Origin of the sequence: Neomicrococcus lactis (genome assembly GCF_014200305.1) — a bacterium.
Taxonomy (GTDB): Bacteria; Actinomycetota; Actinomycetes; order Actinomycetales; family Micrococcaceae; genus Neomicrococcus; species Neomicrococcus lactis.
The window spans coordinates 1,512,813-1,532,394 of the sequence record NZ_JACHBL010000001.1 but is presented as its reverse complement, the minus strand read 5'-3'; the positions used below and the strand labels follow the sequence as shown (position 1 = coordinate 1,532,394).

17 protein-coding genes are annotated in these 19,582 nt (G+C 56.7%); 12 read left to right on the top strand and 5 right to left on the bottom strand.

All coding sequences use genetic code 11. From position 1 onward, the window contains the following. Positions 1-297 precede the first annotated feature (297 nt). The 3 genes from BKA12_RS06945 to BKA12_RS06935 are packed head-to-tail and all read left to right on the top strand — an operon-like array spanning position 298 to position 6,112. On the top strand, positions 298-1,863 hold the full coding sequence (locus BKA12_RS06945; protein WP_183641803.1) for a type I restriction-modification system subunit M: 1,566 nt from the start codon (positions 298-300) through the stop codon (positions 1,861-1,863). After that, on the top strand, positions 1,860-3,011 hold the full coding sequence (locus BKA12_RS06940; RefSeq protein ID WP_183641799.1) for a restriction endonuclease subunit S: 1,152 nt from the start codon (positions 1,860-1,862) through the stop codon (positions 3,009-3,011). Before BKA12_RS06945 ends, BKA12_RS06940 begins: the two co-directional genes overlap by 4 nt. Next, positions 3,008-6,112: a type I restriction endonuclease subunit R gene (locus BKA12_RS06935; RefSeq protein ID WP_183641796.1), complete on the top strand. Its 3,105-nt coding sequence runs from the start codon at positions 3,008-3,010 to the stop codon at positions 6,110-6,112. Before BKA12_RS06940 ends, BKA12_RS06935 begins: the two co-directional genes overlap by 4 nt. A gap of 286 nt (positions 6,113-6,398) precedes the next feature. Here BKA12_RS06935 and BKA12_RS06930 read toward each other — a convergent pair whose 3' ends face one another. Beyond that, a complete protein-coding gene (locus BKA12_RS06930) occupies positions 6,399-7,247 on the bottom strand; it encodes a nucleotidyltransferase family protein (protein ID WP_183641793.1) in 849 nt (282 codons plus the stop codon). Positions 7,248-7,398: 151 nt separating this feature from the next. Between BKA12_RS06930 and BKA12_RS06925 the strand changes: the two genes are divergently transcribed. Continuing rightward, entirely contained in the window at positions 7,399-7,896 is a 498-nt protein-coding gene (locus tag BKA12_RS06925; RefSeq protein ID WP_183641790.1) for a glutathione peroxidase, read from the top strand. Positions 7,897-7,922: 26 nt separating this feature from the next. Here BKA12_RS06925 and BKA12_RS06920 read toward each other — a convergent pair whose 3' ends face one another. Continuing rightward, the gene (locus BKA12_RS06920; RefSeq protein WP_183641787.1) at positions 7,923-8,867 is read right to left on the bottom strand and encodes a cation diffusion facilitator family transporter; all 945 of its coding nucleotides are present in this window, start codon (positions 8,865-8,867) and stop codon (positions 7,923-7,925) included. 138 nt (positions 8,868-9,005) lie between these two features. On the opposite strand from BKA12_RS06920, the gene BKA12_RS06915 reads away from it, so the two are divergent. The 3 genes from BKA12_RS06915 to ilvA all read left to right on the top strand — a co-directional run bounded on the left by BKA12_RS06915 (position 9,006) and on the right by ilvA (position 12,275). Next, a complete protein-coding gene (locus tag BKA12_RS06915) occupies positions 9,006-9,842 on the top strand; it encodes a Bax inhibitor-1/YccA family protein (protein WP_246361617.1) in 837 nt (278 codons plus the stop codon). 118 nt (positions 9,843-9,960) lie between these two features. After that, positions 9,961-10,881 (top strand): aldose 1-epimerase family protein, encoded by a 921-nt coding sequence (locus BKA12_RS06910; RefSeq protein WP_183641785.1) that lies wholly within the window; start codon positions 9,961-9,963, stop codon positions 10,879-10,881. A gap of 59 nt (positions 10,882-10,940) precedes the next feature. Then, on the top strand, positions 10,941-12,275 hold the full coding sequence (gene ilvA, locus BKA12_RS06905; protein WP_183641781.1) for a threonine ammonia-lyase: 1,335 nt from the start codon (positions 10,941-10,943) through the stop codon (positions 12,273-12,275). Between the two features lie 112 nt (positions 12,276-12,387). Here the strand turns inward: ilvA and greA are convergent, their stop codons facing one another. Together greA and BKA12_RS06895 are read right to left on the bottom strand one after the other, a co-directional pair. Further along, entirely contained in the window at positions 12,388-12,885 is a 498-nt protein-coding gene (greA, locus tag BKA12_RS06900; protein WP_183644731.1) for a transcription elongation factor GreA, read from the bottom strand. Between the two features lie 264 nt (positions 12,886-13,149). Beyond that, positions 13,150-13,650, bottom strand: a complete 501-nt coding sequence (locus tag BKA12_RS06895) for a DUF4307 domain-containing protein (protein ID WP_183641777.1) — start codon at positions 13,648-13,650, stop codon at positions 13,150-13,152. Between the two features lie 30 nt (positions 13,651-13,680). Between BKA12_RS06895 and mca the strand changes: the two genes are divergently transcribed. The 4 genes from mca (at position 13,681) to BKA12_RS06875 (ending at position 17,795) form a co-directional block, all read left to right on the top strand. After that, a complete protein-coding gene (gene mca / locus BKA12_RS06890; RefSeq protein ID WP_338087458.1) occupies positions 13,681-14,595 on the top strand; it encodes a mycothiol conjugate amidase Mca in 915 nt (304 codons plus the stop codon). A gap of 99 nt (positions 14,596-14,694) precedes the next feature. After that, a complete protein-coding gene (locus BKA12_RS06885; protein ID WP_183641771.1) occupies positions 14,695-15,081 on the top strand; it encodes a hypothetical protein in 387 nt (128 codons plus the stop codon). Positions 15,082-15,393: 312 nt separating this feature from the next. After that, complete coding sequence (locus BKA12_RS06880) at positions 15,394-17,532, top strand: thioredoxin domain-containing protein (protein ID WP_183641768.1); 2,139 nt, start codon at positions 15,394-15,396, stop codon at positions 17,530-17,532. A gap of 32 nt (positions 17,533-17,564) precedes the next feature. Next, complete coding sequence (locus tag BKA12_RS06875) at positions 17,565-17,795, top strand: hypothetical protein (RefSeq protein WP_183641765.1); 231 nt, start codon at positions 17,565-17,567, stop codon at positions 17,793-17,795. A 6-nt stretch (positions 17,796-17,801) separates the two neighbouring features. On the opposite strand, the gene trhA is transcribed toward BKA12_RS06875, so the two are convergent. Beyond that, positions 17,802-18,479 carry a PAQR family membrane homeostasis protein TrhA gene (gene trhA / locus BKA12_RS06870; protein ID WP_183641763.1) on the bottom strand — a complete coding sequence of 226 codons (678 nt, stop codon included), beginning with the start codon at positions 18,477-18,479 and terminating at the stop codon, positions 17,802-17,804. A 141-nt stretch (positions 18,480-18,620) separates the two neighbouring features. Between trhA and BKA12_RS06865 the strand changes: the two genes are divergently transcribed. Then, the gene (locus tag BKA12_RS06865) at positions 18,621-19,382 is read left to right on the top strand and encodes an isoprenyl transferase (RefSeq protein ID WP_183641760.1); all 762 of its coding nucleotides are present in this window, start codon (positions 18,621-18,623) and stop codon (positions 19,380-19,382) included. Positions 19,383-19,582 lie beyond the last annotated feature (200 nt).

The window sequence follows — 19,582 nt, the reverse complement described above, 5'->3', positions numbered from 1 at the left end:
CCTTTCGAAGGTCCCTTTGACGCGAGTGATGAGACTGAAGGCGCCTAGAGGGATGTAAGAGGGAGTCGAGTGCGGCGATCTGAAAAAGGCTCGACGCACAACACCATTACTGATGATGGATACACAATAGAGCTCGTGATAGCACACACAATACTTCTGATCGTTTTGGTCTTGTTCCGTGTTGTCATGCGGGAGTTTTGTTACGTGAAATTTTCGGCGGTGCGTCCGTTCTAGATGTCATATCTCTATATATAGAGTTACGTGAAAGACTTCACCACACTTTTTGGAGACAACGTCGTGACCCCTAATACCTCTGAAGCGCAGCGCGCTGAAGTTCACAAGACCATCTGGCGCATAGCCAATGACCTTCGCGGTTCAGTGGATGGCTGGGACTTCAAGACGTACGTTTTGGGGATCTTGTTCTACCGATTTATTTCGGAGAATCTCACGGCTTACATCAATAAGGGAGAGCACGACGCCGGAGATTCGGCTTTCGATTACACCCTTCTGTCAGATGACAATGCGGAATTCGCGCGCGAACAGGTGGTGGAGGATAAGGGTTTCTACATTCTTCCGTCGGAGCTGTTCCAGAATGTGAGGCTGGTAGCTGCTCAGGACGAAAACCTGAACGAGACGCTCGAACGCGTCTTCAGGAACATTGAAGGCTCTGCCATCGGCACAGACAGCGAAGCCGACATCAAGGGCTTGTTCGACGACCTCGACGTGAACAGCTCGAAGCTCGGCAACACCGTGGCCAAGCGCAACGAAAAGCTCGTGAAGCTCTTGGATGCCATCGGGGATCTGCCGCTGGGCAAGTTTGGCGACAACTCTATTGACCTCTTCGGTGATGCCTATGAGTACCTCATGCAGATGTACGCATCTCAAGCTGGCAAATCGGGAGGCGAGTACTACACGCCTCAAGAAGTCTCCGAAGTTCTCGCGCGCATCACTGTGCATGGCAAGACCAGCGTCAATAAGGTCTATGATCCTGCCGCCGGTTCTGGTTCTCTGTTGCTGAAGTTCGCCAAGGTCCTGGGCCCAGAAAACGTGGGTGGTTTCTTCGGTCAAGAGATCAACCTGACTACTTACAGCTTGGCTCGCATCAACATGTTTTTGCATGATGTTGGATTTGAAAAGTTCAGCATCGCCCACGGCGACACTCTGCTGGATCCGTTCCACTGGGATGACGAACCCTTTGAGGCGATCGTCTCCAATCCGCCGTATTCCATCAAGTGGGACGGCGACGCCAACCCGGTTCTGATCAACGATCCGCGCTTTTCGCCGGCTGGTGTCCTAGCGCCGAAGTCCAAAGCGGACCTCGCGTTCACTATGCACATTCTGAGTTGGCTCGCCGTTGATGGCACGGCTGCCATCGTCGAGTTCCCCGGTGTGCTCTACCGTGGCGGCGCCGAGCGGAAGATCCGCAAGTACTTGGTCGACAACAACTACGTCGATGCCGTCATCCAGCTACCGGCCGATCTCTTCTTCGGAACAACTATCGGCACCTGCATCATTGTGTTGAAGAAGTCGAAGAAGGACAACTCGGTACTCTTCTTGGACGCTTCTGCCGAGTTCAAGCGTGTGGGCAACAAGAACAAGCTGCTCCCGGACAATCAGGACCACATCGTCAATACACTCGCTACGCGAACCGATGTGGAGCATGTTGCGAAGCTTGTCTCGAACGAGGACATTGAAGCGAACGACTACAACATTGCTGTGTCCTCATATGTAGAGAAGAAGGACGAGCGCGAAGAAGTCGACATGACCGCGCTCAATGCCGAGATCGCACGCATCGTTGCGCGCCAGCAAGAACTCCGCGTATCCATCGACGCCATCGTTGCTGACCTGGAGGGTGCGAAGTGAGCCCGATCGACGAACTGATTGAATCTCTTTGCCCGAATGGAGTTCCTTTCAAAAGCTTGGGCGACTGCATTCTCAGCAATACTGGCGGCGGTACACCTTCGAAAGCCTCTCCTGAGTTTTGGAACGGAGAAATCCCTTGGGCGTCGGTCGGTGACATAACGTCCAGTAACTTGAAACTGGCATACACTCGTCAATCAATTACTCCGGTTGGTCTGCAAAACAGTTCTTCCCACGTGATTCAGCCGGGCAGTGTGGTTGTAGCGATTAAGATGTCACCCGGTGCGATGCGGGTTGTCGCTAAACCTGTGGCCATTAATCAGGACATTAGAGGGCTGGTGCTTCAGCCAGATCTTGATCCGTATTTCCTAACTTATTTCTTCACCACCATGTCCATTGTGGGAAACGGAACCATTGTTCGTAGTATCACCAGCTCCGAATTGGAAAAGATTAAGGTCCCAGTCCCGCCTCTCGAAGTGCAGCAGGAAATCGTGCGAATATTGGACCAGTTTACTCAGCTGGAGGCGGAGCTGGATGCGGAGCTGGAGGCTCGACGCCGCCAATTTTCTGCTTATCGCAAAGAACTCTTGAGCACAGATTTTGACGAGCTAACGCGTGCTCGCATTGGAGATGTTCTTGACCTGAAAGCGGGAAAGTTCATTTCTGCTTCAGAGATACTCCCGAATGCGGATGAGACGCATACCATCCCGTGTTTCGGTGGGGGAGGCCTCAGAGGATTTGTAGCCGAAGGCAATCACGAGGGTGACCATGTGCTTATCGGAAGGCAAGGCGCCCTTTGCGGAAACGTAAAGCGATCTTCTGGCTCCTTCTACGCCACGGAACATGCAGTTGTAGTAACGCCAGGTTCCGGTATTGACCTTTCTTGGAGCTACCACCTTCTTACCTTCATGGATTTGAATCGGTATGCGTCGAAGTCCGCTCAGCCGGGGCTTGCTGTAGGTACGCTAAATCAACTTGAGATTTCCATTCCTAGCTTTGAAGAGCAGTCCAGAATAGGCAGGATTCTTGACTCCTTTGAATCGTTAACGGAGAGCATGAGTAACGGTCTCCCCGCTGAAATAGGTGCCCGAAGAAAACAGTACGAGTACTACCGCGACAAGCTGTTGACCTTCAAGGAACTCGCGGCATGAGTGAGATTCGCGTTTCAGGCATTGCGCCTATTGCGGTGTCTGATGAGAGCACGGTGGTTGCGGAGTTCATTCCGGATGAGCGTACGGAGACTGCGTATCAATCGGAGTCTGCTCTTGAGCGGGAGCTCATCAAGCTATTGCAGTCTCAGGCGTACGAGTACTTGCCGATTACCTCGGAGTCGCAGCTAGTCGACAATCTGCGGACGCAACTTGAGAAGCTCAACCGCGTTGAGTTCACGGATTCCGAATGGAAAGGCTTTTTCGGGAACCAGATCGCCGGCCAGAATGACGGTATCGAGGAAAAGACTGTTCGGATCCAGGAGAATCATGTTCTGAACCTTCAGCGCGAAGATGGTTCAACGAAGAACATTGCGCTGATCGACAAGAACAATATTCACAACAACTTCCTGCAGGTCATTAACCAGTACGAACTCGAACAGGGAGAAGGCGGAGCACGTTATGCCAACCGGTATGACGTGACCATTTTGGTCAATGGTCTGCCGATGGTTCATATTGAGCTCAAGCGTCGCGGCGTGGACATTCGCGAGGCCTTCAATCAGATCAACCGCTACCAGCGGGACAGCTTTTGGGCAGGATCCGGACTCTTTGAGTACGTGCAGCTTTTTGTGATCTCCAACGGAACACTCACCAAGTACTACTCCAACACCACCCGGAATCAACACCTCAAAGAGGAAAAGAACCAGGCTAAGACTAAGAAGTCATCCAACTCCTTTGAGTTCACGTCCTGGTGGGCTGACGCCAAGAACAAGCCGATTCAGGATCTGACGTCATTCACCAAGACGTTCTTCGCCAAGCACACCCTGCTGAACATCCTCACCAAGTACTGCGTGCTGACGGTGGACCGGACGCTCATGGTCATGCGTCCGTACCAGATTGTCGCCACAGAACGCATTCTCAAGCGCATCGAAATCTCGACCAACTACAAGCAGCTCGGCACTATCAAAGCTGGCGGCTACATTTGGCACACCACGGGCTCCGGCAAGACGCTCACGAGCTTCAAGACCGCCCAGCTGGCGAAGAAGATTCCGAGCGTCAAGAAGGTGCTCTTTGTGGTGGATCGCAAGGATCTGGACTACCAGACCATGCGCGAGTACGACCGCTTCGAGAAAGGCTCGGCAAACTCCAATGCGTCAACGGCCGTGTTGAAGCGTCAGCTCGAAGATCCGAGCGCGCAAATCATCATCACCACCATCCAGAAGCTCTCCAACTTCATCAAGACCAACAAGGGTCACACCATCACCAACGAGCACGTGGTGATCATCTTCGATGAGTGCCATCGCTCCCAGTTCGGTGACATGCACCGAGACATTACGAAGGCGTTTAAGAACTACAACCTGTTTGGATTTACCGGAACGCCGATTTTCTCAGATAGCAACGTGGTAGCCAAGAATCCCAAGTTCTCCACCACGGAACAGGTCTTCGGCGACTTGCTGCACACGTACACGATCGTCAACGCGATCGTGGACAAGAACGTTCTGCCGTTCCGGATCGACTACATCAACACCATCAAATCCGGGTACATCGAGGACAAACAGGTCTCCGCAATTGATACCGAAAGCGCGCTGCTGGCGCCTCAACGTATCTCCGAGATCGTCGACTACACGCTGGAACACTTCGACCAAAAAACCAAGCGTTCCTCCAGCTACGAACACTCGATCATCGCGAACGTCCCCGAGTCCACGCGCATCCGCAATGCAGCTGAAGCCATCCGTGTGCGTAAACGCTCGCGCGGCTTCAACGCGATTTTCGCTACCGCATCCATCCCCGCGGCTCGCGCGTACTACGCTCACTTCCAGCGCGCTCAAAAGGATTTGCGCCCGGACGAGCGCCTCAAGATTGGGTTGATCTACTCTTACGGGGTTAACGAGGACGACGACGATGCCAGCACCCTTGACGAAGAAGCCTTTGACACCAATGGCATGTCTGGGGACGACCGCACGTTCCTCGCCAACGCTATTGCCGACTACAACCAGATCTTCGGCACCAGCTACGACACGTCCTCTGACAGCTTCCAGAACTACTACAAAGACCTCTCCCAGCGCATGAAGAACCGTGAGTTGGACATGGTCATTGTGGTCAACATGTTCCTCACCGGATTCGACGCCACCACGCTCAACACCTTGTTTGTGGACAAGAACTTGCGCATGCATGGCCTCATTCAGGCGTTCTCGCGCACCAATCGCATCCTGAACTCCGTCAAGACCTACGGCAACATCGTGTGCTTTAGGAATTTGGAGGACGCCACCAACGAAGCTCTCGAAAGGTACGGCAACGAGCAAGCAGGCGGCGTCGTACTCATGAAACCTTTCAGCGAGTACTACGAAAGCTACCAAGCGAAGGCGCAAGAGCTGCTCACCCTGTACCCGCTGGGAACGCCGATCATCGGCGAAACCGCGCAAAAGGACTTCATCAAACTCTTCGGTGAGATCCTGCGCGTACTCAACATCCTGACGTCCTTTGACGAGTTCAACGGCAAAGAACTCATGAGTGATCGCCAAGTGCAGGACTACCGCAGCCTGTACTTGGACTTCTACAGCGACTTCCGTGGCAAGCAGGATGGTGAGAAGGAAGCCATCAACGATGACGTGGTCTTCGAGATCGAACTCATCAAGCAAGTAGAAATCAATGTTGACTACATCCTGCTGCTCGTGGAGAAGTACCGTGCCGGGCACAGTGACGGGGAAGACAAGGAAGTGCGAGCGGAGATTTCCCGTGCCATCGACGGCAGCCCTTCACTACGAAACAAGAAGGACCTCATTGAAGCCTTCGTGGACTCCGTCACCGTCGCCGGCCCTATTGACATCGTGTGGCAGTCATTCGTTGAAGACAAACGCGAAAAGGAACTGCAACTCATCATCGATGAGGAGAATCTCAAGGAGGAAGAGACCCGATCCTTCGTGGAGCGGGCCTTCCGCGACGGTGAACTGCGAACCACCGGCACGGCCATCACTCAAGTGATGAAACCTGTCTCGCGATTCGTGCCGCAAGGCGGACTCGGCGAGAAAAAGAAGAGCGTGGTGTCCCGTCTGGGGGACTTCTTTGACCGGTTCTTTGGGTTGAGTGGAGCGCGGGGTCACTGAGCGCAATAATGCTAGCGCGAACCGTAATCGGAAGATAGACCGAATGAAACGCGAAGCCCAGGTGGGCCAATTAGTCAGGCAGACTCTGCCTGGGCTTCAACCATGAAGTACCTCGAATGAGTCTTCTTGATCGTTTCAAGCGAGTCGCTATTCAAAGACACGATTTCAATACTTGAATTACGTCGGTTCTTTTCCAGCTTCAGACGTTGGGCCAACGCAAGACGAGGACCATCCACTCCCTTGTATTCGCTGAAAATTGTACGGCCCGTCTTGCGGTCGTATTGAATTAGGAATCCTGACATTGTCCCTCCTGCTTCTCGCGTTGACGATGATTGAACTGATTCTTTAGCCTATCGCACGCGTAAAGGATCTCTTCCTCCATCTCTGCAATTTTCAAGCTAAGTTCGGCGGCAATCTTTTGCGCTGATTGGATAGATTCATAGTTTTGCGCCTCCGGATGTCGGCTGATGAAATCATTCATTGATATTTCCGAACGGGTTTGACGGTTTCGGGCGTTTTCAATGACTGCAATCCGTTCCGAAATTCCATGTAGATCCCTGACCTCGTCGCCTGCTGACCTATCCTCGGGAATCGAGTCGTACCGAATGTCGCGTCCGTATAGGTCGGCCGCGGCTTCGTACATGTTTGCGCACTTTCCCTGAAGGTGAGTTCTGACCTGCACTTCAACACGGCATTCAAGGTCTAACCTGAGGTGCAACGCCCGGTAGCCACTCTGGGGTTTTTCCCGAAGGTCCTTGGAACATTCCTTGGTATCGTGATCGAACATCCCTGCGATAGCTCTCGTCACGATGTCTTGCTCGTCGAGGGTCATTTCTGCTTCAAATCGGACTCCTGCGATGTCTTGGACGCTCGGCAGTTGCAAAGTCGCCTTGCGCTGAAGTTTTTGTCGAAGGGTATCGAGGGTTTTTGATCTCGACGTTATTTCGATGGGTCTAGCTCCAAGCAGTGGCTCCCAATCAAGATTTTGCAACCGACTTTGAGTCTTCAGTGCTACATCGTTGTAAAACATCATGACTTCGTCGTAGTCAGGAAGATCCGCCGACGGCTCTTCGTTGTTGCGGATGGCGTTACCAAGCCTCTTGAGCTGTTTGTTCGACCATGACTTTTGACTCACACGGCAAGCATAGTTGCCCATCCGATCTTTCTCTTAGGGTCCGCATATTAGTGGCTAACCGATGTAAAATCGGTCCAACTGAGTGATTGGGACAAAATGCTCTAAGCGGACACCGCTTCTCGAAACCGCCGGCGAGATCAAGACTAGAGGTATGGAACTCAAAGATCTCGAGATCACGACCATCAAAGGTGAAGAAACTACGTTCGGCGAATTGTCAGAGGGGAAAATCGCACTGGTGGTGAATGTTGCCTCGCGATGCGGGCTCACGCCTCAGTACGCAGCGCTCGAGGAATTGCAGAAAACGTACGGAGACCAAGGCTTCACGGTGCTGGGGTTCCCGAGTAACCAGTTCTTGCAAGAGCTCTCTAAAGAAGAGGCCATCTCCGAGTATTGCTCCACCACCTGGGGCGTCACGTTCCCGATGACGGAGAAGGTCAAGCTCAACGGCCGGAATGCGCACCCTATCTACAAGGTGCTGAAAGAGACGCCGGATCAGAAGGGCAACTCGGGCCGGATTACCTGGAACTTTGAGAAGTTCCTGGTCAACCCGGATGGTCGAATCAAGCGCTTCTCACCGCAAACCGTCCCGGACGACCCCGCGATTGTCGGGACCATTCAGGAATGGATTGCGGAGCGAAAAGAGAGCTAGCAACGTCGTAATTTGGAAGTAAACGCTCACCACGTGGCCTCATGGCACTCGTGGGAAGCCGCTTGCTCCACCTGGAGCGTCGCGTGCTCGATGCCGAAATCGTCGCGGAGGAGCGCTTGCGCGGCATTCAGAATGGCAGAGTGATCAGTGACGTTGCGCGCCACGATGTGCGCGGTCGCCACGTTCATGCCGGAGGTCAGCACCCAGACGTGGAGGTCGTGGACGTCGGCGACGCCGGGGACCTTGCGGAGCTCCTCGTAGACCTGCTCCACGTCGAGGCCCGGGGGAGCGTGCTGGCTCAGGATGGAGAGCACCTGGCGCCCCAGCATGACGGCTCGGACCATGACGAAGAGGCCAATGGCTACAGCCACGATGGTGTCCCACCACGGACTGCCCGTCCACGTGATGAGCAATCCGGCCGCGATCACGCCAACGGAACCAGCCGTATCGGCGACCACCTCGAGGTAGGCGCCTTTGACGTTGATACTTTCGCTCGCGCCACTGCGCAGCAAGAACATCACGATCAGATTGATGACCAGGCCCAGCGCGCCCACGATGATCATGGGGCCGGTCTGGATTTGAGGATCTGCGCCGATGCGCCCCACCGCTTCCACCATGATGTAAATCGAGACGCCCAGCATGAGCAGGACGGCGAGGCCGCTTGCGAAAATCTCAGCGCGGTAGGAGCCGAAGGTGCGGTGGCCGGAGCGATCGGACTTGGCGGCGATCTTGGTTGCGGCGAGCGCGGCGCCGAGTGCGACGACGTCAGCAGCCATGTGGCCAGCATCTGAGAGTAGCGAGAGAGAACCGGAGAGTAGGCCGAAGACCAACTCCACCACGAAGAACACGGCAATGAGCGCAAAGCTCACGGCAAGACGACGGCGATACTTGCCACCCACGTGGCCTGCCGGAGCACCAGCCGCTGGGCCGTGGCTATGCCCGCCTGATCCGTGAGAATGTCCAACGCCCATGCATCTAATCTAACACAAGAACCGGCCGCGGCAGTGATTGCCTTACGGCGTGAGTAAGGGAAATACTCTGATGGCGAATCATCCTCAAGAATCATGTCTACAGCTCGTCAATGTAGATAAACTCTAGGGAGGATATCTATGAAAGGAATCACCATGGCGGGCGGAAACCCACTATTTAATTCCAAAACTTTCCAAAGCGACGCGCGCGGCGGAACCGTTGGCTTTGGCACGGCTGCAGCTCAGCAGACCGTTCAGCAGAACCAAATGTCTGCACAGCAGTTGCAGGACATGTACAACCAGCCTGCAGCAGGACCACTGCAGACCGGACGCATGACCATCAATGACGTTGTTGCCAAGACGCTCATCTGCTTCGCCTTGGTCATTATTGGTGCCGCAGTTGGTTGGCAGTTGCCAGCTCTCATGTTGCCAGCGGTAATCATCGGCTTGGTCTTGGGTTTGGTGAACTCCTTCAAGCGCGAAGTTTCGCCAGTGCTCGTGGCGCTTTACGCAGCTGCTGAAGGCATCTTCCTCGGTGGCATCTCTGGCGTCTTCGAGACCATGTACCCGGGTATCGTCATGCAGGCGGTCCTCGCAACGTTCTCCGTTTTCGCTGTGACCTTGGTGCTCTACCGCTCCGGTAAGTACCGCGCCACCCCACGCATGACCAAGATGTTCATGATTGCCATGATCGGCTACTTGGTCTTCAGCCTCTTGAACCTCGTGCTCATGTTGACTGGTGCAGTTGACGGCATGTTCGGTCTCCGCTCCGGCTGGATCGGTTTGGCTATCGGCGCTTTGGCTGTCCTCTTGGCCACCTACTCGCTGGTGCTGGACTTCACCCAAATCCAGGAAGCCGTTGCACACGGCGCCCCTGAAAAGTTCGCATGGCGTTGCGCCTTCGGCCTCACGGTCACCATGGTGTGGCTGTACGTCGAAATCCTGCGCATCCTCGCGATCTTGCGCGGCGACGACTAGTCACCTTATTTAGCTCTAAAGACGCCCGTCTCACTTCTCAGTAAGTGAGACGGGCGTCTTGCTGTGCGTACACCAGCGCCGTACAAGGCATACCGTTGATAGTGAGAGAAGGGTTGGGATGAGCACTAACACAGCTAGCCCCGTGATGGGCGAACAGTTCACCATCAATAACGGCGGCGCCACAGCGACCGTCTGCGCGCTCGCAGCCGCCCTGCGCCTATACCAGCGCGACGGCGTTGACCTCGTGGAACCCTTCAGCGCCAACGAACTTCCGCCGTCCGGCTCCGGCATCCTCATGGCCCCGTGGGGCAACCGTGTCCGCGCGGGAAAATGGGTGCTCAACGGCAAGGAACAGCAGCTGGACATCACCGAGCCCTCCCGGGGCCACGCGTCCCATGGCTTGTTGCGGAATACCGGCTACGCTCCGGTTTCACACACAGATGCCTCCGTAACTCTCGCTGCCGAGATCTATCCACAGCACGGCTTCCCGTTCCGCATGCGGCATACGACGACCTATACGTTGGCTGCGGATGGGCACTTGAGCGTCACCCAGCAACTCACGAACTTGTCATCGGAGAATGCACCAGCCGCGCTGGGTGCCCACCCTTACCTCCGCATCGGGGATATGACGACGGCGCAGCTCACCTTGACCCTCAACGCTCGCCAGGCCTTTGTTGCGGATGAGAGCCTCATCCCCGTGGCTCTCGTGCCCGTGCGCGGTGAGACTGATTTCCGCTCGGGAACCTTGCTCAAGGATGTCCGCGTGGACGTTGCGCTGACCGATCTTGAGGCGGCAGAAGACGGCAACTTCCACCACATCTTGAGCGCGCCGGATGGCCGCAGCGTTGAGCTGTGGCAAGAACCGGTGTTCCTGATCGCCCACGTTTTTATCACGGAAAACTACCGGGACCGCGAGCTTGCCGTAGCCGTTGAACCCATGACCGCACCGGCTGACGCATTCAATTCGGGAACGAACCTCCACTGGCTCGAACCCGGCGCATCACTGACCGGCACCTGGGGAATTCGCTCCAGCCTTTAAAATCTGTCCACCCATCCATCACCAACCACAACCTGTTCTGTTTCTAAAGGATCAACTCCATGTCTCAACCCACCACCCCCGCAACTTCGGCAACTGCTCTAGCGGCGGCGTCGTCCTCTGAAGGCACCGCGACCCGCAGCCTTCAGGAAATTTTGGACGGGCTGCCCGTAAAGCTTGCCGATATTGAGGCGGCGGCCGAGTTGTTAAAAGACGTTGCCGTTCGCACCCCGATGGAGCACTCGCGTGCGCTGTCCCGGCAGATTGGCGCCGAGGTCGAATTCAAGTGCGAGAACCTGCAGCGTGCTGGATCCTTCAAGGTCCGCGGTGCGTACGTGCGTATGGCGCGGTTGACCGAGGAAGAGAAGAAGCGTGGCGTGGTGGCGGCATCGGCCGGTAATCACGCACAGGGCGTGGCGCAGGCCGCTAGCCGCTTGGGCATCAAGGCCCGTATCTACATGCCGATGGGCGTGGCACTGCCGAAGCTTTCCGCAACGCGTGATCACGGCGCAGAAGTCATCCTCCACGGCAACAACGTGGACGAATCCTTGGCTGAAGCGAAGCGTTTCGCTGATGCAACCGGCGCGGTCTTTGTGCACCCGTTCGACCACGAAGACATCATCGCTGGTCAGGGCACCATCGGTCTGGAACTTCTTGAGCAGTACCCAGAAGTGGACACCGTGTTGATGGGCGTGGGCGGCGGCGGACTGCTGGCCGGCGTGGCCGTGGCGATCAAGTCTAAGGCTGCTCAGCTGGGCCGCGACATCCGCGTAATCGGCGTGCAGGCAGAGAATGCTGCTGCCTACCCTCCGTCATTGGCCGCCGATGCTTTGGTGCCTCTTGAAAAGGTTTCGACCATCGCCGACGGCATCGCCGTGGGACGTCCGGGACAGTTGCCGTTCCAGATCATTCGCGAGCTTGTGGATGACGTGGTGACGGTGTCTGAAGACGCTTTGGCTCGAGCTTTGGTGTTCTTACTGGAACGTTCGAAGCTTGTGGTGGAACCTGCTGGTGCCGTGGGAGTTGCCGCCGTGCAAGAAGGCTTGCTGGCGGAAATGGGACTGAATCCCAAGAATGTTGCCGTGGTGCTCTCCGGCGGAAACGTGGACCCCCTGCTCATGCTCAAGGTTATCCAGCACGGTCTTCAGGCAGCCGGCCGCTACCTCACCGTGCACATCATGCTGGAAGACCGCCCGGGCGAGCTCGCCACGATCTCCCGCATCATCTCTGAATCGGACGCCAACGTGACCCGTGTGGACCACACGCGTGTGGGCGGTTCGCTTGCCATGGGTGATGTTGCCATCACGATCGACATGGAAACCAAGGGCCGCGAACACTCAGAGTTCGTGCTGCAAGCACTGCGTGCTGAAGGATTCCAGCCGCAGGTCCGCCACTAGGCGAGAGTCTGAGTGTAAAAGCCAAGCGACAACTACACAGCAAAAAGCCCGGGTCCTTCCCGCAAATCTGCGAGGGTGGTCCCGGGCTTTCATGTGGCTTTAGTTCAAACGATTAGGCCTGGTAAGGCTTCGCGGAAAGGATCTCTACCGCGATGTCCTTGCCGTTAGGCGCGGTGTAGGACAGCTTGTCGCCGGCCTTCTTGCCGTGAACGGCTGCGCCAATAGGGGACTTCTCAGAGAAGACTTCGAGGTCAGAACCTTCGCTCGCGATTTCGCGGCTACCGAAGAGGAACGTGGTCTCGCGGCCGGCAATCTTAGCAACAACCAACATGCCTGGCTCAACTACTCCGTCATCAGCTGGAGCTTCGCCAACGTGGGCGGTCTCGAGGACGTGCTTCAGGTGAGAAATGCGTGCCTCAGCCTTGCCCTGTTCTTCCTTAGCGGCGTGGTAGCCACCGTTTTCCTTGAGGTCACCCTCCGAGCGGGCCTGCTCAATACGGTCAACGATTTCCTGGCGTCCCGGACCTTGCAGGTGCTCGAGCTCGGCCGAAAGCCGGTCGAATGCTTCTTGCGTCAGCCAGATGACTGGTTCATGCTGCGTGGTGGACAACTGGTTCTCCTTGGTGTTGGTCCGAGCGGAGGCGTGCTCGGCATGTGAGCACCATCGGTGCGTCAAATATTCGATATTGCGTAATTCCAATGATGCAAGCAAAGACCCCGTCAGCTAGACCTTGTACCAGACATAAATTCCTGCTGGTTCAAAGCCGCGCATGGACGGGGCGCAACTCATGTAATCAAGTAATTCTACCGAAGAACTCGCCAGATACCTAGTTAGGAAGTGATATTCGTCAAGGTCGTGGCGGAAATTTTGCCGCTATTTATCCAGTACCCAGCACGTTGAAACTCCGCCGCTTACGCCCTGGTAACTTGACCGCACGTTGACCATAGCGCGCTGCGTGATGGAGTCACCAGTACGCGCAACAGTGGAGATTGATTCGGAGCCGGGCTGCGGCGTCGTGGTAATGGAACTGGATTCCTCAGGCCCGAAAGTGACGGATTTCCAGCCCACAATCGCCTTTTGCTCACTGAGCACTTGCGCGGAGCATTCCACCGTGTCATTGACATTGCGTGTCAGGTCAAAAGTGACTGTCACCAACTCGGGCGACTGTATATTGAACGCGATGTCTTTGGACGTGAACTTATCCGTATTGGCAATCGACAGCCAAAGGGCGGCAAGCACGGCAAGCAAAAGTCCGGCTACAACAAGTGTCGTCTTGAGGCGTCGCGAGAGCGGTTGCTTCGGAGTGCCGTAACGATTAGTTAAACTAGAGTCTTGTGCCCCATGCGCGTCTGGAGCGTGGGTCTGGGGATTCATCCCTACTACTCTACTCAAGGAGACCACCTCGTGGACCAATCAGCAGTGACCGCGTTACCTGACTCCACCGGCTTCCGGTTGATGGCGGTTCACGCACACCCGGATGACGAGTCCTCGAAGGGTGCTGCAACGAGCGCGGCGTACATTGCTGCCGGCGCTGAAGTTCTCGTGGTGAGCTGCACGGGCGGCGAACGTGGTGACATCCTCAACAAGGACGCCGACGAAGTGGCTCACGCACACCGCGACTTGGCAGGTCTTCGCCACCAAGAAATGGCCAATGCAGCCCAGACGCTCGGCATCAAGCAGACCTGGCTGGGCTACGTGGATTCCGGTTTGCCCGAGGGCGACCCGCTTCCGCCGCTTCCATTCGGGGCTTTCGCCACGATCCCCGTAGAGATCGCGGCCGTCCCGCTGGTCAAGGTCATTCGCGAATTCCGTCCGCACGTCATGACCACGTACAACGAGTTCGGCGGTTACCCACACCCGGACCACATCCACACGCACGTGATTTCGGTCTTCGCCTTCAAGGCCGCCGCTGACCCTGAGTACCACCCCGAACTCGGCGAAGCATGGCAAATTCCCAAGGTCTACTATGACAACTCCATGAATACGGAGCGATTCACTTCGCTGCATGAAGCGATGGTGGAGCGCGGTCTGGAATCGCCGTACACATGGCGTCTCGAGGCAGCCGAAGGGGATCCGGATAGCTGGATGGTGCGCGCACAGCGCCACAAGAATACGTCCCGTATTTATGCGAGCGAATACTTTGGCCTCCGTGACCAAGCGTTGCTGTCCCACCACACGCAGATTGATCCGCAAGGCTTCTTCTTCGCCGTCCCGCGCGAGCTCGAAAAAGAGGTATATCCGTTTGAGGATTACACGCTCATCGAGTCCACGGTGGAGACGTCCTTCCCCGAGTCCGATCTCTTCGCCGGACTGCGCTAGTTCCAGCGAATCTAGTTCCCTGCAAGATCGCTGAGAGAGCTAGATCTTCGTTAGACTGAAAGTTCTGACCCGCGCGGGTCCACTCCAGAAAGCTGAACTGTGAATTTCCTCCTCAACGTGTACGCAAGTAGTACTTATCCGGCCGCTCCTACTGAGGACCAGGCTCGCGAGATCGGCCCGGGTTTCTTGGGCTTCATCTTTACCGCTTTCATGGTGATTTGCGTGATCTTCTTGCTCAAGGACATGACCCGCCGCATCCGTCGCGTGCGGTACGAGGCGGAGGCAACCACGCGCCAACGTGAGCTCGTCGAGCGCGGTGAGCGTGAGCGCGCTGAGTCTGGCTTGTACGACGACGAAGCCTCGCGTCCCGCTACCGGCTCCGGTCAGGCGCGTCCCGGCTCCGCGGGCCCTGTGGCTGATGGCGCGGACGATTCTGCCGATGGACCCGAAGCAACGGACGGCACGAACAAAAACCTCCGGGGCTAACGCCTCTGGTGGCTTGCAAGCCCTGAATGATGGCCTCGCACCTCTCGGTGCGGGGCCATTTTCGTCTCTCTTCACTCTGAACCCCCCTAGAGGTGAGGACACTTCTCTGCAACCGTCCCCATGTGAGGCCATTTCTCTACAACCCACCCCATGTGAGGCCATTTCTCTACAACCCGCCCCATGCGAGGCCATTTCTCTACAACTTTTTTCGATTTTCTTGTAGTGAAGTGTTCTCACATGGAGGGTTCTGTGGGGCGAAGTAGGCTGAAAGCCGGTGTGAGGAGCACAGAAAGCCGGTGTGAGGAGTATTGGATGTCCAATCAGCTTGGCGGTGCCGCGAGTTCTTACCTCCGGCAGCATGCGCATCAGCCCGTTCATTGGCAGGTTTTTGGTGATGATGCCTTCGAGGAGGCCGAGCGACGGGACGTGCCCATCTTCTTGTCCGTGGGCTATGCGGCGTGCCACTGGTGCCACGTCATGGCGCACGAGACCTTTGATGATCCTGCGATCGCCGAGTTCTTGAACCAGAACTTCGTGTCCATCAAGGTGGATCGTGAAGAACGACCTGACGTGGACTCCGTGTACATGGCCGCCACCCAACTGTTAACTGGCCAAGGCGGCTGGCCCATGAGCGTGTTCTTGATGCCCGATGGCCGCGCGTTCCATGCAGGAACGTATTTCCCACCCGAACCTCGCCAGGGTTTGCCCTCGTTCCGCCAGCTCATCCAAGGTGTTCACGACACCTGGGTCACGAATCGAGAGGGCGTGGAACAGTTCGCGGGGCAGCTCGCTCAGCGACTTGAACAAGTCAATGACGCCGAGGCCCAACTGAGCAACCGCGTAACCGAAGACTCGACTGACGCAGACAAGACCATGCACTTGGCCCTGAATGTGCTGACTCGTCAGGAAGCAAGAACAGGCGGCTTTGGCGAAGCTCCAAAGTTCCCACCGCACTCAGCCTTGGAATTCTTGACGGCGCTGGGCTCGACGGTCGAGGGGGATCGCACGCTACTCGACCGAACCCTGCGCGTCATGGCGCTCTCCGGCCTCCACGACCATGTGGCAGGCGGCTTCGCGCGCTATTGCGTGGACGAGCAGTGGTTGGTTCCGCACTTCGAGAAGATGCTCTATGACAACGCACAGCTCCTTCGCCACTACGCCCACGCGAGCCATCTCGCATCGGACCCTGCAGACCGCGAACTCTTCAAGCGCACCGCTCAGTTGATGGTCAGGTGGCTCGTCGATGAGCTACTGACTCCTGAGGGTGCCTTTGCTTCGTCTCTAGATGCGGACACGGTCCTTGAAAACGGAGAGCACCACGAGGGCGCCACATATGTGTGGACGCGCGCCGAACTGGAGCACCTGACGGACTTCAACGGCGCACTCAAGACGCTCCTCGTGGGCGGCAGCGTTCACGCGCCGCAACGCGGAAGCATGACGTTCGCGGACACCCCGGACAACGAGGAACTCACCCTCGCCTTCTCGCGAGTACCGGAGGATCAAGATTGGTCGGCGTGGGATCAAGCCCGCCCAGTTCTTGAGCAAAACCGCGCCAAGCGGCCACAACCATCTAGGGATGACAAAGTCGTGGCGAGCTGGAATGGACTGATGGTTCGATCCCTCGCCGAGACCTCGGACCTCCTCGACGGCGAAAACACAGAGCATGCCGAGCTCGCACGAACCCTTGCGATCAACGCGGCCACCTTCCTCTGGAAAACCCACATCGCGAAGGACACGAACAACCAGGAACTCACAGTCTTGAGAGTCTCCTACAACGGCGCCACGGATAACGCTCGTGAGGGACTACTCGAGGATTACGCGGGACTCGCGCTCGGTCTCCAAGCCGTGGCTGCAGTCACGAATGACCACTCGTGGACGGAAAAGGCGAACGAAATCCTGGACGCAAGTCTCGAAAAGTTCGTGTCCACCAATCAGGGCACAACGCTCGTGCGGGATTCCACTCAGGATCCTCACGCAACCGCAGACCAGGCCGTTCTCAATGCGCGGAACGGGAGCAGCGGCGTCGTCATTCTGGAGGACGCAACACCGTCCGGAACGGCCCTGTTGGCCCTTGCCCTCGCACAGCGGGCGCGCCCCGCAGACGAAGCGACATTGGCGCACCTACTCAATCACACGGACTTCGTGGCGGCTCGCGCGCCGGGATCTGCCGGAATGGCTCTCGCCGCGCGCTGGAAAACCCGCGGAGGAACGGTGCGGGAAATTCATATTGCGGGCGGTTCCGAAGGGGAACGCCGTGCTGCGCGTCGTGTCGCGCTCCTGGCCGGAGCAGTTATTACCCCGACGCCGTCCACCGACGCTACCCGTGGCGAGTATGCGGCGGGCCCGGCGGGAGACGTGAGAATATACATCTGCCAAAACTATTCGTGCATGGCACCTCTGATAACGGTGCAGGAGCTCACCACACAACTACAAAAATTGGGGGAACGATGACAACTTTTTCTTCGAGCGCTACGTGGGGCCGAATGAAGAACAGCTACGAACATCTGAAAAGTCTGGGATGGGTGGACGCTGAAGGGCGACTCTACGGCCTGACCTATGAGGAAATCTGTGAGAGGGATCCGAACGAGTTGGTGTTTCCGCCGTTTGTACTTTCGGAAGAGGATCTACGCAAGGCTGACGAAGAGATTGCGCGGCAGATTGCCGAGGGCAGGCTCGTCAACAACGAGATAGTGCGCGGCCCAGATGAGGAGTAGGTTGCACTAGCCGTGGATGTTGGTGCCGAGGATCGCGAGGGCGATCGCGATGAAGTGGCACACGAAACCGCCCACCGTGAAGACGTGGAAGATCTCGTGGAAACCGAACCAGCGCGGTGATGGGTTGGGGCGTTTGAGCGCATAGATGACCGCGCCGATGATGTAGAGCGCGCCGCCGATGCACAGCAGGATGGTGGCCGGGATGTTGACCGCCCAGAAATCGCCGATGAACAGCAGTGCCGCGAGGCCCAAAACGATGTAAATCGGGACATAGAGCCAGCGAGGTGCGTTGGTCCAGAGGACGCGGAAAGCGACGCCCAAAATAGCGCCGGTCCAGATCGCGGCCAAGAGCCACGTGGCCTTCTGTTGTGGAAGAAGTGCCCATGCCAGCGGCGTGTAAGAGCCGGCGATCACCAACATGATGTTGGTGTGATCGAGACGTTTCAGCAACATCCGGACCTTGGGGGACCAGGTGCCGCGGTGATAAATCGCCGAGACGGAAAACAGCAACAATCCCGTGACCGCGTAGACGGCCGTGACGAGCTTGCCCATCGGAGTAGGTGCGAGTATCACCAAGATGATGCCCGCGGTCAGTGCTATGGGGGCCATGCCGAGGTGAATCCAGCCGCGAAGTTTTGGCTTGAGCTCATCAATTTCGCGAGCGATGCTGGAGGTGGCGTTCATGCCCTCAGTCTACTCGATACTCCCAGTACCAACTATCGGGAAGCTCGCAGGTAAGCAAGGAAAAACTGTGATGTTCCGGTAATCTCGAAGTCACACGAAGTTCTTATGTCGCCTCACCTTTAGGACCTGTGAAAGCTCACGATGCGCGTTCCTGATGTTCTCTATCATTTCTATGAGAAGTCGCTCGCGCGCGGTCTCACCACGGGCAAGCTTCCACACCACGTTGGCGTTTTGGTGGACGGAAATCGTCGCTGGGCCAAACTCGCCGGGGCGCCCACGGCGCATGGGCATCAGGCTGGCGCAGACAAAATCGTGGAATTCATTGGCTGGTGCGAAGAGCTCGGCATCAAAGTGGTCACGCTCTACATGCTGTCCACGGACAACTTGAACCGTTCCTCCGCAGAGCTCGAACAGCTCATGGGGATCATCGGCAACACCGTGGACCGTTTGGGCGAATCCAAACGAGTGCGCATTCAGCCCGTGGGTGCGAAGGAATTCTTGCCTCCTGCCTTGAGCGAGAAGCTCGATCGGCTGGCTCAAGAGACCAAGGATTGCGACGGCGTGCACGTCAATGTGGCCATTGGCTACGGCGGCCGGCGCGAAATCGTGGACGCCGTGCGCGAGTACATGCTGGAAGCTTCCGAAGCTGGCAAAACTCTCGAGCAAGCGGCTGAACTTATGGATGCCGACGCCATTTCCCGTCACCTTTACACGAAGGGTCAACCCGATCCTGACCTGCTCATTCGCACCTCTGGCGAGCAGCGATTGTCCGGCTTCTTGACTTGGCAAAGCGCGTACTCTGAGTTCTATTTTTGCGAGGCGCTGTGGCCGGATTTCCGGCGCGTGGACTTCTTGCGGGCCTTGCGTGATTACGCGGATCGACAGCGCCGTTTCGGCTTCTGACTAGGCGTTTTACTTTATTCTTGCGGTGCCCTTTCAGTGCAATTTTCCAGTACGACGGCGGCCATCTAACCCCACTCAGCGCCCGCAGTCAATGAACTCTGGATGAACTCTCGTGTTACAAAAAATTCACATGACGAACCTCGAAACACGGCGTTTCTGAGACGTGGATTTTGCCGCAGGAGTCGTAGCGTAGGACACAT